10 protein-coding genes and 1 pseudogene are annotated in these 13,105 nt (G+C 68.2%); 5 read left to right on the top strand and 6 right to left on the bottom strand.

Features of this window, described 5'->3' with window-relative positions:
* Positions 1-24 precede the first annotated feature (24 nt).
* The 5 genes and pseudogenes from AC5Y5B_RS00375 to lysX all read right to left on the bottom strand — a co-directional run bounded on the left by AC5Y5B_RS00375 (position 25) and on the right by lysX (position 8,328).
* Positions 25-2,157 carry an Rv1355c family protein gene (locus AC5Y5B_RS00375; protein WP_500002569.1) on the bottom strand — a complete coding sequence of 711 codons (2,133 nt, stop codon included), beginning with the start codon at positions 2,155-2,157 and terminating at the stop codon, positions 25-27.
* A gap of 60 nt (positions 2,158-2,217) precedes the next feature.
* Positions 2,218-2,882: pseudogene (locus AC5Y5B_RS00370) on the bottom strand (TetR/AcrR family transcriptional regulator).
* A 76-nt stretch (positions 2,883-2,958) separates the two neighbouring features.
* Positions 2,959-3,378: a DUF6653 family protein gene (locus AC5Y5B_RS00365; RefSeq protein WP_500002563.1), complete on the bottom strand. Its 420-nt coding sequence runs from the start codon at positions 3,376-3,378 to the stop codon at positions 2,959-2,961.
* A gap of 4 nt (positions 3,379-3,382) precedes the next feature.
* The gene (locus tag AC5Y5B_RS00360; protein ID WP_500002560.1) at positions 3,383-4,864 is read right to left on the bottom strand and encodes an alpha/beta hydrolase; all 1,482 of its coding nucleotides are present in this window, start codon (positions 4,862-4,864) and stop codon (positions 3,383-3,385) included.
* 77 nt (positions 4,865-4,941) lie between these two features.
* Positions 4,942-8,328 (bottom strand): bifunctional lysylphosphatidylglycerol synthetase/lysine--tRNA ligase LysX, encoded by a 3,387-nt coding sequence (gene lysX, locus AC5Y5B_RS00355; RefSeq protein ID WP_500003771.1) that lies wholly within the window; start codon positions 8,326-8,328, stop codon positions 4,942-4,944.
* A gap of 428 nt (positions 8,329-8,756) precedes the next feature.
* Between lysX and infC the strand changes: the two genes are divergently transcribed.
* The 4 genes from infC to AC5Y5B_RS00335 all read left to right on the top strand — a co-directional run bounded on the left by infC (position 8,757) and on the right by AC5Y5B_RS00335 (position 10,914).
* Positions 8,757-9,362, top strand: a complete 606-nt coding sequence (gene infC, locus AC5Y5B_RS00350; protein WP_112634441.1) for a translation initiation factor IF-3 — start codon at positions 8,757-8,759, stop codon at positions 9,360-9,362.
* Between the two features lie 67 nt (positions 9,363-9,429).
* Entirely contained in the window at positions 9,430-9,624 is a 195-nt protein-coding gene (rpmI, locus tag AC5Y5B_RS00345; RefSeq protein ID WP_066882282.1) for a 50S ribosomal protein L35, read from the top strand.
* Between the two features lie 80 nt (positions 9,625-9,704).
* Complete coding sequence (rplT, locus tag AC5Y5B_RS00340; RefSeq protein WP_007776071.1) at positions 9,705-10,100, top strand: 50S ribosomal protein L20; 396 nt, start codon at positions 9,705-9,707, stop codon at positions 10,098-10,100.
* Between the two features lie 13 nt (positions 10,101-10,113).
* Positions 10,114-10,914, top strand: coding sequence for a TrmH family RNA methyltransferase (locus AC5Y5B_RS00335; protein ID WP_112634440.1), 801 nt, complete (start codon positions 10,114-10,116; stop codon positions 10,912-10,914).
* Here AC5Y5B_RS00335 and AC5Y5B_RS00330 read toward each other — a convergent pair.
* On the bottom strand, positions 10,901-11,980 hold the full coding sequence (locus tag AC5Y5B_RS00330; RefSeq protein ID WP_500002558.1) for an oxygenase MpaB family protein: 1,080 nt from the start codon (positions 11,978-11,980) through the stop codon (positions 10,901-10,903). The genes AC5Y5B_RS00335 and AC5Y5B_RS00330 overlap by 14 nt on opposite strands.
* Positions 11,981-12,180: 200 nt before the next feature.
* Between AC5Y5B_RS00330 and AC5Y5B_RS00325 the strand changes: the two genes are divergently transcribed.
* A complete protein-coding gene (locus AC5Y5B_RS00325; RefSeq protein ID WP_500002555.1) occupies positions 12,181-13,098 on the top strand; it encodes an adenylate/guanylate cyclase domain-containing protein in 918 nt (305 codons plus the stop codon).
* Positions 13,099-13,105 lie beyond the last annotated feature (7 nt).

The following is a 13,105-nucleotide window of genomic DNA, read 5'->3' as shown; positions in this document are numbered from 1 at the left end:
CGCTCGCCGCGCGACGGTGGCACGTCAGAGGCCTTGGAAACGGACCCGGCTCAGGCTGCGGCGACTGGATACAGACGCCGGCGGTGCGGCGGTCAAGCGCAAGGCCAGCACGATGGATTCGTCGGGAGCGGTCGAGGTGAGGCGCACGAAATCGTCTTGTAATCGCGCTAATTCGTCGGCGAAGCCGGCTGACAACTCATGGAGTTCGGCGGCATTTCGCGCGTGCAAGAAGACAGGTGACAACGGCCGGACGGCGAGGCCTTCGCGCTGGGCGACGATCCATACCGCCTCCACGGCCGACCCGCCGCGGACGTAGTCGCTGAGGCGGCCCCCGGTCACGGTGAGCACCGCCAGCGCAGAACTGCCGAGGACTTCGTCGCGCATGCCGTCACCCAAGGCGCTGCCGGCGTTCCAGTCGGCGAGGTAAGCCATGACGTCGGGGCGGCGCACAATGTCCATCAGCGCCAGGTCGCTGGCGTCGAGTTCGAGGGAACGCACGTCGATCCCGGTGTCGGGGTCGGGATCCCCGGGCCAGCGCAGTTCCGAGACCATCTCGGTGTGTAGTTGCCGCGTCAGGTACCGGATGCGGTCGGCCGCACCGAAAATCGTTGCGGCCCGCGAAAGGTCGTCTCGCTCGGTGACTAGGTGCAGACGCGCGCCCTCGCGCTCGGCGGTGACGGCGAGCATTTTTTTCGTGTGATCGTCAAGTGGTTGTGGCGTTCCGCGATGGCGGTTGGTCTCGCGCACGACCATCGGTTCATACAGATCGGCCAGGGCAGGGTCGCTACCGTTTCCGAATTGCATGGTGGCCCGTACCGGCGAACCGTCTACGTCTTCGGAAACGCTCACCGGGCCGAGCATCTGACGGGCGGCGGCGGCGATCCTGACGTTGTACAGGGCGGCCCCCACCGCGACGGCGCTGCCGCGGAAGCCCACGTCCATCGCCGAAGTATGTTCTGGGGCGACGCTTATGGTGAGCCTGGCCGGTTGCGCGTCGATGCACCACGGCTGGCTGTTTCCCCCCGAGGGGGCGCGCATCGCGGCGGCGACGATCGTGTCGTCGACTGCGGGACCGGCCGGGTCGCTTCCCGGTTCGTTGTCACGCGCGGGGTGATGCTGGGGCGTCTCGACTTCGCCCAGTTGGTCGAGCGCCCAGCCGGTGTCGATGCGGCAGCGGCCGGATCTCAGGTCCTCACCCAAGCCGATCCTGCGCACGGCCTCGGCCATTGCCGCGGCGCCCACGATGACATCGGACGCCAACTGCGGCCACGTCGACAGCGATCGGTCGATCTCGAGGAGCGATGCGGCGGTGCGGGGCGAGATGTGCTCGGCTTCGTCGTAACGCAGCATGTGCGGGAGCTTCTCGCGGTTGCTCATGCCCGCCACCTGCTCGACATCGAGCTGGTCCAGCAACCCGTGCATGACGGGACGGTCGGGATTGTGATCGAACCGTTCGACGTCGACCCGCCCCCGGTCGCTGGTCGCCATTAACACGGGAACACGCCTGGCGCGGGCCGCCATCCGCAGGGCGACCTTCATGTCGAGCGAATCGCACTCTTCGATGACGATGTCCAACCCATCCAGAAAGGCGTCGATCGTGTCCGCGGTGATTCCCGCATCGAACACATCCACCGCCAGGTAGGGATCGAGTTCGGCAATCCTGCGTGCCGCGACCTGAGCTTTGTTCAACCCGAGGTCGAACACGGTGGCGGGCACGCGATTCAGATTCGACAGTTCCAGGTGATCGAAATCCGCCAGGCGAAGGCGGCCACACAATCCCTGCATCGCCAAGGTGTGCGCGATGACATGGCCGACGCTCAGACCGGCGACGCCGATGGTCAGCGAGCCGAGCTTGGTCTGTTCCTCAATGGTGATGTTGTTTCTGTTGCGATCAAGTCGTAGCGCCCGAAACCCGTGCGGCCCCAGCACCGCAACGACGGCACGCCGCCACGGGTAGTACGCCCACCGCGTCCCTTCGCCGAGGAGCGTCGAATCCGGCGCTGGGCGCAGGCCGCGCAGATTGGCCAATTGCGCGTCGAGCCGGTCGACGATCTCGACGGCGGGATCGGCGCGCAGCCGCTCCAATATCAGACGGTCGCCGGGCTCATCGGTGTCGAGAATGTGTGCGCTGTACGCGGTTACCGTGCGCTCGTCCATGGTGTTTCGTGTATAGCACCTGACTGGTGTGCCGGCCGCGGTAACGCGGCGTTTGGCCGCTCACTGAGCGATCATGTCGTTCTCCCGCAGCTCCGTTCGCTCGGCGAACTGCCCGCGCCGTATCAGGCTCGTGACCGCGGCGTCCCAGCGCCGCAGCTGTGGCTCGCTGAAGAACGCCTCACCCAGGTAGAGCTCGATATAGGGATGCAGAATGATCGCGCCGATGCGCAAGATGAGCGGGTTGAGCGCCCCCCAATCGGGATCGAGGTCTGCTCGCAGCTTGCCCTGTCGCCCGAACTGTTCGCCCTGGCCCGCGCTGATACCCACCAGCCCGGTGAAGATGACCCAGCCTAATGCGCTGCCCTCGGCGAGCGCACGGCCGAGATAGGTCATCACGTCGGGACGTTCGACCATCAGTGCGGTCAGACGGCGCCCGGCCTCGTTGAGACTGTCGGAGGGCGGCTCGGACAGCGTGGGGGCTTCCAATGCCTCGCTCACCGTCTGCAGGACGTACTGATCGACGGCGGCTGTCAGTGCGGCCTTGGTGCGAAAGTGGTGCTGTATCAGCCCAATCGAAACGTCCGCGGCCTCGGCGATTGCGCGCAGCGTGGTTGCGGCGATGCCGCGAACAGCAAAGCAGCTCAGTGCGGCGTCGCGAACCGCTCCTTGAGCGTCGGCTCTGCTGGAGGGGGCGGGTCATACGGAAACAGCCGGGTCAGTCCCACGGCCGGACAATACACCCGTATCGCGTCGCGGTACGGGTGTATCGGACAACCGTATCCGCGCATCAGATCCCGTGCGTCACTGCGACTGCCGCTCGAAATGCCGGACCATCTGTTCCCAGTACACCAGCGTCAACGCCATCTGCAGGGCGACGGCGATCAGCGCCGGGAGCAGCCGATGCCGGCGCGCGGCGACTATCCCCACCATGGCGGCCGCCGACGAGGCCGCGCTGACCACCATCGCCGCGTCGCGGGGCCGGCGGGTGATCCACAGCTCCTCGCCCAGCATCGCCCGCGTCGACCATGCGTGATGGTGCGCCGGCGCGCCAAACACCACCGGATTGACGGCCAGCCACAGCGCAATCCAGGCTGCGTGGCGCCACCGTCGCGTCCAGACGGGCACCAGGATCAGCGGTGTGCTCGCCCACCGCGTCCATGCGCTCAGCGGGTGGCAGTGCCGCGAGAACACCGCACGCCGAACGCGCGCAACGGAATACACCGGGCTATCGCTTGGCGGTGTTGGAATGCTCGGCCGGCACGACCACCGGGGCGCCGGCGCCGGGCGCGGACGCGGCGGGCAACGGTGTCCGCGGGATTCCCGGCGTGCCCAACTCGCCGGCCAGCCAGGGCAGCGAGGCCGCGAATACCCGGTCCGCGAAGGGCCAGTCGTGCTTGCCGGGCTGCGGGACCACCGCGCAGTCGATTCCGTTGGAGCGGCCGATCGCACACAGCGAATAGGCGGCCGCGGTCTGATTGCCGGGGTTGGCGGCCGCCTCGCGTCCGGCGAGGCGGATGGCGCCGGTGTCGGCCAGTTGCAGATCACGGCGGGGCGGCGGGCCGTCGGACGAAATCGCGAACCAGCCGGCCACGTCGCGATACGGCCCGTGCCGGCTGATCACCGTGGTCGGGTCGAAAGCGGCCCAGGCGTCGGCGTTTCCACCGAACAGCCTGGCGATGGTCTGGGCCTTGTTCCCCGCGTTGGGAAAGAAATCACCGGCGACGTCGACGAACGCGCTGAACAGCTCGGGGTGCATGACGGTCAGATCGACCGCGCAGGTGCCGCCCATGGACCAGCCCGCGACGCCCCAGTTGGACGGGTGTGTGCTCACCGCGAAGGTCGAAATCATAAATGGCACAACGTCTTTGGTCAGGTGATCGGCGGCGTTGCCCCGAACCCCGTTGACGCATTCGGTGTCGTTGTTGAACGCGCCGCCGGAATCGACGAACACCAGCACCGGCGCCTTGCCGTCGTGCGCGGCCGCGAAGTCGTCGATGGTCTTGACGGCGTTGCCCGCGCGGGTCCAGTCCGCGGGCGTGTTGAACTGCCCGCCGATCATCATCACCGTCGGCAACGCCGGCGGCGGGGTGGTCGCGAACCATTCGGGCGGCAGGTAGACCAGCTCGCCGCGGTGTTTGAAGTGCGACCCGTCGGAAGGGATCGCCACCGGCACGACGGTGCCGTGCGCGGGCCGGATTCGGCTGGCGGCCATCGCCGTAACGGTGGCCTGATCGGTCTGATCGGGCAGCGGGCCCGACGTCAGCTGGCTCCACGCCGACTGCACGGTGGGGAAGTAGCCGACCCACAGGTTGAGCACCAGCGCCGCGCTGAGCAAGCACAGCGGTACGGCCAGCACCGCGGCGCCGCGCCGCCAGCGGCGCGCGGTGCGCCAGCCCAGCACCAGCACGGCCGCGGCCATGCCCGTCAGCGTGATCCACAGCCACAGCGCCGCCGGGGCGGGGTCATCGGAGAGCCCGTGGTCGACGATGTACCAGTGCGTGAGGTAGGCCGCGACGCCGCCGGCCAGCGCGGCCACCGGCAGCCACACCGTGCGCCAGCGGCGCGAGCGCCAGCCGACCGCCGCGACCAGCGCCACCGCGGCGAGCGCCTGGATCGTCACCGGCACCCAGCCATGCATCAGCGAGGTGTGGCTACTTGCCAGGAACTGCGCCGCAGGGCTGTCGGTCGGGGCTGTCACGTGACTCATTGTGATCTAAAGTTAACCGGCCTGGAACGGATTCACCCAATGTTCGCTCTGCGCTGCACGGACGTTCGGGGCCGCCGCTAATGCGGCTTGGCCAGCGGAAATGGCAATGTCTCCCGGATGCTGCGGCCGGTTATGAGCATGACGAGCCGATCGATACCCATCCCGAGTCCGCCGGTGGGCGGCATCGCGTACTCCATCGCCTGCAGGAAGTCTTCGTCGAGCTCCATCGCCTCGGGATCCCCGCCGGCAGCTAACAGCGACTGCTCCTGCAGGCGGCGGCGCTGCTCGACCGGATCGGTGAGCTCGCTGTAGGCGGTGGCCAGCTCAACTCCCCAGGCCACCAGGTCCCACCGCTCGGCGACGCCCGGTGCGCTGCGGTGCGGCCGGGTCAGCGGCGACACCGAGGTCGGGAAGTCGATGTAGAACGTCGGCTCCTCGGTCCGGTCCTCGACCAGGTGCTCGTACAGTTCCAGCACCACCGCGCCGGCATCCCAGTGCGCCCGATAGGGGATGTGCGCGGCGTCGGACAGCTTGCGCAGGACGGACAGCGACGTGCCGGGGTCGACGTGCTCGCCCAGCGCGTCGGACACGGCGTCATAGACGGTCTTGACCGCCCAGACCCCGGAGATGTCGACAGGTTCCAGCCGGCCGTCGCCCCCGGCGCCGCGCCGCAGCACGACCTGCTCGCCGTGCGCCGCCTCGGCGGCGTTCTGAATGATCTCCCGGCAGCCGTCGATCCACACCGTGTAGTCGGCGTGGGCCTGGTAGGCCTCCAGCAGGGTGAACTCCGGGTTGTGGCTGAAGTCGACGCCCTCGTTGCGGAAGGCGCGGCCCAATTCGAAGACCCGTTCCACGCCGCCGACGCACAACCGCTTCAGGTAGAGCTCGGGCGCGATGCGCAAAAACAGGTCCAGGTCGTAGGTGTTGATGTGCGTGACGAAGGGCCGCGCGGTGGCGCCGCCGTGGATCTGCTGCAGGATCGGGGTCTCGACTTCGATGAAATCCTTGGCGAACAGCGTCTGCCTGACCGAACGCAACACGTCGCTGCGCGCCTTGATCAGCTCGCGTGAGTCGGGGTTGACGGCCAGGTCGACGTAGCGGGTCCGCACCCGCGCCTCCGGGTCGGTCAGCCCCTTCCACTTGTTCGGCAGGGGCCGCAGGCACTTACCGATCATCCGCCAGTCGGCGACGATCAGCGAGCGGCTTCCCTTCTTGGAAAAGCCCATGTGCCCGGACACCTCGACCAGGTCACCCAGGTCGATGGCCGCGGTGAAGTCGGCGGTCCGTCCCCGCTGCAGCTGCGAATTGTCCAGCAGCACTTGCATTTCCCCCGACCAGTCGCGCAGTTGGGCGAACAGCACCCCGCCGTAGTCGCGGATCCGCAGAATCCTGCCCGAGACGGTGATGTCCTCGCGATCGTCCGCGTCGAGCGCCTTGGCGACGGTGTGGGTGGGCGGGACCCCCACCGGATACGCGTCGACGCCGTTGCGTTGCAAGATCTTCAGCTTGGCCAGGCGCACCCGAACCTGCTCGGGGAGCCGAGACCTGGACTCCTCCTCGTCGGCGGACTCGCGGCGCTCCCGCAGGCCGCTGACGTCCGGGGCGCTGCCGTCGTGGTGCAGCAGTCCGGATTCGGCCAGCCTGGCCGGAACGGCGGGGTAATGGCCGGTGTGTGTCTTGCGCCGGCCGAACGGCAGCACCAGGAACCCCTCGGCGAGGGCCGAAGCGACACCGACTCGCGGAATCAGGCGGGCGTCTTCGTAGCAGGCGTAGCGCGGCACCCAATCGGGCTGGTACTTCATGTTGGAGCGGTACAGCGTCTCCAGCTGCCACCACCGCGAGAAGAACAGCAGCAGCCCGCGCCAGAGGCGGGCGACGGGCCCGGCGCCCAGCTGGGCGCCCTGTTCGAATGCCGAACGGAACATCGCGAAGTTCAGCGAAATGCGGGTGATGCCAAGGGCTTCGCCGTTGAGCGCCAGGTCGCTGACCATCAGCTCGATGGTGCCGTTGGGGGACTGCGGCGAACGGCGCATCAGGTCCAGGGAGACGCCGGTGGTGCCCCACGGAACCAGCGACAGCATCGCGACGACGCCGCCGTCGCGGTCGAGCGCCTCGACCAGCAGGCAGTCCCCGTCGGCGGGGTCGCCCAGTCGGCCCAGCGCCATGGAGAAGCCGCGCTCGGTCTGGGTGTCGCGCCACGCGTCGGCGCGGGTGATGGTCTCGGCCATCGCGTCGGCGGTGATGTCGCGGTGGCGCCGGATCCGCACGGTCAGGCCCGCCCGGCGGGCGCGGGTCACGGCCTGACGGACCCCGCGCATGTCGGGCCCGGAGAGCTTGAATTCGGAGGTCCGCAGGATGGCTTCGTCGCCGAGTTCGAGCGCGTTGAGACCGGCCTCGCGATAGGCGCGCGCCCCCTGGGTGCTGGCCCCCATCACCCCGGGGGCCCACCCGTACGTCTGGCACAGACCCAGCCAGGCGTCCACGGCCTGCGGCCACGCCCTCGGGTCGCCGATCGGGTCACCGCTGGCCAGGCAGACGCCGATCTCGACGCGGTAGGTGACGGCGGCGCGTCCGCTGGGGGCGAAGACCACCGACTTGTCGCGGCGGGTGGCGAAATAGCCCAGGGAGTCGTTCTTGCCGTAGAGCTCGAGCAGCCCGCGGATGGCCGATTCGTCCTCGCCGGTCAGTGCGTTCTCGGCGCGCTGGGACTGGAAGAGCACGATCGTCGCCAAGATCAGCGCCAGCGCCCCGAACAACCCGAAGATCGCGTTGAGGAAGACGTGCGGTCGGCCGGTGAACAGGTCCGGATCCGCGAGCGCGAAGCCGACCACCCGGTTGGCCACGTACGGGAGGCGATCCTGGCGGGCCAGCGTTCCCGGGAACATCTCGACTAGGCCCCAGGACACTGCGATCCCCACCACGTCGCCGGCGACGAGCACCGCGGCCGCCTTGACCAGCGCGCCCTTGCGGACCTTGGCCCAGAACTCCCGGTAGGCCAGCACCAGCAGCACGATCGCCACGATGTGGACGGCGAAGCCGAGGTTCTCGCCGAAAATCTCCGCGGCGGTGTTGTCGCCCGCCGCGATGTCGGCGGCGTTCAGCGCGGCGGCCAGAATCATGTTGGCCAGCAACAGCAGCCAGGCGATGCGCTTGCGTGCGGTCAAGGCCGCGGCCAGCAGGGCCAGGATGAACGACCACGCGATGCTGGTGTCCGGGAAGTTGAACAGGTAGTCGTTGATGAACTCGCGGGGGACCTTGATCAGGTAGCGGATCAGCGGGGACACGCTGCCCAGCAGCGACACCGTCGCGATGACGCCCACGGTCCACCCGGCCGCCGCCGGCACCCAGCGGTACCGCGAGTTCGACCGGCCGCCAGGCCCCGAACGCGGGCCCGAACGAGGACCCGAGCCGGGCCTCGAACCAGGAGATGCGAGTGTCACAGACCGCGAGGATATGCCCTCAATCCGTGAAAAGCTTGTCGAAGCGCTAAGAGTGGCGGCACCGAGTTTGGCGGCTGATTTCGGGCCCGGGTGGCGCCCGTCGCGGCGGGGTCGTCCGGCCGAAGTGCTAAATGCCACCTCAAGGCTGCTAAACTAGCGGCTGCGACCATCCCGGCGAATGCCAGGAACAGTTAAGTGGAGTCCCACTCCCACCGCCAGCCGATGAAATCCCGTTGCGGATCTTCCAAGGTTAAGCGGTCCGGTCACAGGCATCGCGTATGCCTGTTCCGCGGGTGACGCGGGCGGCTCGGGTAGTTTCCAGCCGCGATCGGTCGGCATTGGGCCCTGCTTGTGCAGGGCTTTTTTGCTAGTGGTGTGGTGTCTCCGCCGCTGGTTCCCGGACCGACCCAGGCGGTCGTCACCGGACATACAAGCCCAACAAGGGAGGCCCCATCAGCACTGAGACCCGCGTCAACGAGCGCATTCGCGTACCTGAAGTCCGATTGATCGGCCCAGGGGGAGAGCAGGTAGGCATAGTGCGCATCGAAGACGCACTGCGCGTCGCTGCGGACGCCGATCTCGACCTTGTCGAAGTTGCCCCGAACGCCAGACCGCCGGTCTGCAAGATCATGGACTACGGCAAGTTCAAATACGAAGCGGCGCAAAAGGCGCGCGAGTCCCGCCGGAACCAGCAGCAGACGGTCGTCAAAGAACAGAAGCTGCGACCGAAGATCGACGATCACGACTACGAGACCAAGAAGGGTCACGTCATCCGCTTCCTGGAGGCGGGATCGAAGGTGAAGGTCACCATCATGTTCCGCGGACGTGAGCAGTCGCGGCCCGAGCTGGGCTATCGGTTGCTTCAGCGCCTGGGAGCCGACGTCGCCGAATACGGCTTCGTCGAAACGTCCGCCAAGCAGGACGGCCGCAACATGACGATGGTGCTGGCACCGCACCGCGGCGCGAAGACTCGCGCCAAGGCGCGCCATCCGGAAGGACCCGGGGGCGGCGCGGCACCGGACGCCGACGCCGCCGACGCCGAACCTTCGTCGAACTGACCCAACGCGAGACTTTTTCGAGAGCCCGAGCACCCACCACTCGAGCACTGCATAGAACAGAGGAAACATGCCCAAAGCCAAGACCCACAGTGGGGCGTCGAAGCGGTTCCGGCGCACCGGAACCGGGAAGATCGTTCGCCAGCAGGCCAACCGCCGGCACCTGCTCGAGCACAAGCCGACCAAGCGAACCCGGCGCCTCGACGGCCGCACCACGGTGTCGGCCAACGACACCAAGCGCGTCAACAGCCTGCTGAACGGCTGACCACCGCGCCGGCCAGACCCGCATCGCGAGCTGGCACGGCGACCCGACCAACCAATTGTGAACGAGAGTAGGAACATCCAATGGCACGCGTGAAGCGGGCGGTCAACGCCCACAAGAAGAGGCGCAGCATCCTGAAGGCCTCGAAGGGCTATCGCGGCCAGCGATCCCGGCTCTACCGCAAGGCCAAAGAGCAGCAGCTTCATTCACTGAACTACGCCTACCGCGACCGTCGTGCGCGCAAGGGCGAGTTCCGCAAGCTGTGGATCTCGCGGATCAACGCGGCGGCGCGCGCCAACGACATCACCTACAACCGGCTGATCCAGGGCCTCAAGGCCGCCGGTGTGGAAGTGGACCGAAAGAACCTGTCCGACATCGCGATTGCCGACCCGGCCGCCTTCACGGCGCTGGTCGACATCGCGCGGGCCGCCCTGCCCGAGGACGTCAACGCTCCCTCGGATTCGGGAGAAGCGGCCTAACACGCGACGGCAGGTGCTGACCGAACGTTCGGCCAGGGTCACCGCGGCGGTCAAATTGCACCGCCACGTCGGCCGCCGCCGGGCGGGCCGATTCCTCGCCGAGGGCCCGAACCTCGTCGAGGCCGCCGCCCGCCGCGGCTTGGTTAGCGAGGTCTTCGTCACCGAAGTCGCCCAGCAGCGTCACGCGGCGCTGCTGGCGTCGTTGGCTTCCGCGCGATGCCCGGTTCATCCGGTCACCGAACGCGCGGCAAAAGCGTTGTCCGACACCGTCACTCCGGCCGGCCTGGTCGCCGTGTGCGAAACGCCGGCGACCCGCTTGCACGACGTGCTGGCCGGCACGCCCGCGCTGGTCGCGGTGGCCGTCGAGATCAGCGAGCCGGGCAACGCAGGCACGCTCATCCGACTCGCCGATGCCCTGGGCGCGGCCGGTGTGATCCTGGGCGGCCATAGCGTCGACCCGTACAACGGCAAGTGCCTGCGCGCGTCGGCCGGCAGCATCTTCTCCGTCCCGGTGGTCGTCGCGCCCGACACGCTCGCCGCCGTCGACGCGTTGCGCGCCGCGGGCCTGCGGCTGCTCGCCACCACCGTGGACGGTGAGACGCGGCTCGATGAGGCCGGCGACCTGCTCGGGGCGCCGACGGCGTGGCTGTTCGGCCCCGAATCACACGGTCTGCCAAGCGAAATCGCGGCCGCGGCCGATCACCGGATGCGGATCCCGATGGCCGGTGGGGCGGAGAGTCTCAACGTGGCGTCCGCCGCCGCGATCTGCCTGTATCAGAGCGCCCGCGCGCTGAACCTGCCTACGCGGCCGTAACGGTCCGCTTCGGCCGGCCCCGGCCGGCGCGCAGGCCGGCCAGCGACAGCGTCGTGTGCACCAGGGAGCCGGCGCGTTCCATCAGGGCCCGGGCCGGTTGCAGCGCGGGGTCCAGCGGCGAGCGGGCCGACGGCGGAAAGTAATGCATCGGCAGTCCGCGCCGGTCGCGCGGCGGCGCCATGAACGGCGGGGCCTCCACCAGCGGCGCGTCGCTGGGCAACCGCCCCTGGGCGCGGCGGTAGGCCGCCAGCGCGCGCGGGTGCAGCCGGATCTCGTCGGGCACCGCCAGGAAGGCCAATTCGACGAGCTTGCCGAACAAGCGCAGCAACACCTCGTCGCCCGGTGTCCAGTGCAGTCCGGCCTTCTCGCGGACCGCGGGCTCGAACAATCCCGCCGCGATCCAGCGCTGACCGGCGACCAGCGGCTTGAAGATCTGGTCCCAGATCGGGGTGGGCATCAGCACGAATTTCGGCTTGGGGATTCGCATTTGGAAGATGTCCAGCGTCGCCCGGTTGATCTCCAGCGTCTCGCGGCCGGTGCGCTCCCAGTACTCCTGGAATTCCTCCCAGGTTTCGGGCACCGGGCGCATGCTCATGCCGTACATCCGGTACCACTGGACGTGCTCGGCGAACAGCTGCCGCTTCTCGGCCTCGGTCAGACCGCCGCAGAAGTACTCGGCCACCTTGACGATCAGCATGAAAAAGGTGGCGTGCGCCCAGTAGAAGGTCTCCGGGTTCAGCGCGTGATAGCGCCGCCCGGCGGTGTCGGTGCCCTTGATGGTGTGGTGGTAGCTGGTGATCTGCCGGCCGGTCTGCGATGCCCGGTCGCCGTCGTAGACCACGCCCATGATCGGGTAGACCGACCGGGCGACCCGCTGCAGCGGCTCCCGCAGCAGGATCGAGTGCTCCTCGACGGCCGCGCCGAGTTCGGGGTACATGTTCTGGATCGCCCCGATCCACACGCCCATCATTCCGGTGCGCAGGTCGCCAAAATACTTCCAGGTCAAAGAATCTGGTCCGAGCGGATCGGCGGGTTCGATCCCGCCCGCATGCACAGTGCCAGTCATCGCGGCCTCCTGCTCCGATTGCGCTCACGATAACTTTGACAACGCGCGTTGTCTACGATTTCGGCGATGTGTCGACCCGGGTGTTATCGAGCTTCCACACCGGTGTGGCAGCACCGTGATCAGGCGGTTTGATGCGACGTCTGACACATACGGCACGGCCGTCATTGCCTGCCTCGAAGAAAACCAAATAACCTGGCCAGGTGGAACTCGCGCGTCGCGATCTGGACCCGGGTGAGCCCGAAGAATCCGAGGCGCAGTCCGCTCCGTCGCGCTCGCCTCTGTCGGTGCACAGCGCGAGTCAATGGCTGCACAGCCGCAACCGCAGTCCCGGGGCGGTTGCGTTCATCCGGCGTGCGCGCCGACTGCTGCCCGGCGACCCCGAGTTCGGCGATCCGCTGTCCACGGCGGGCGAGGGCGGTCCGCGCGCCGCGGCGCGCGCCGCCGACCGGCTGCTGGGCGACCGCGACGCGGTGTCGCGCGAGGTCGGCCTCGGGGTGCTGCAGGTGTGGCAGGCGCTGACCGAAGGGGTGTCGCGCCGGCCGGCGAACCCGGAGGTGACGCTGGTCTTCACCGACCTGGTCGGGTTCTCGACGTGGTCCCTGCAAGCCGGCGACGACGCGGCGCTGGTGCTGCTGCGACAGGTGGCGCGGGCGCTCGAGCCGCCCCTGCTCGACGCCGGCGGTCACATCGTCAAGCGGATGGGCGACGGCCTCATGGCGGTCTTCGGCGATCCGATGGTCGCGGTGCGCGCCGTGCTGGCGGCCAAGGACGCGCTGAAATCGGTCGACGTGGACGGCTATACGCCCAGGATGCGGGTGGGAATCCACACCGGGCGCCCGCAGCGGCTGGCCGCCGACTGGCTCGGCGTCGATGTGAATATCGCCGCACGAGTTATGGAAAGAGCCACCAAGGGTGGAATCATGGTGTCGAGTTCAACGTTAGATCTCATACCGCAAAGCGAGTTGGACGCGTTAGGCGTCGAGGCCAAACGCACGAGGAAGCCGGTCTTCGGGCCGAAGCCCGCCGGCATTCCCGACGATTTGGCGATATATCGCCTCAAGACTCTTAAGGAGTTGTCAGGCCCTGATGACACAGCCGAGACAAAACCGCAGCCATAATGGATGC

The sequence above is a fragment of the Mycobacterium sp. NGS33 genome, assembly GCF_059812885.1.
The sequence above is the reverse complement of the archived record's forward strand: the minus strand, read 5'-3'. Positions and strand labels throughout refer to the sequence as shown.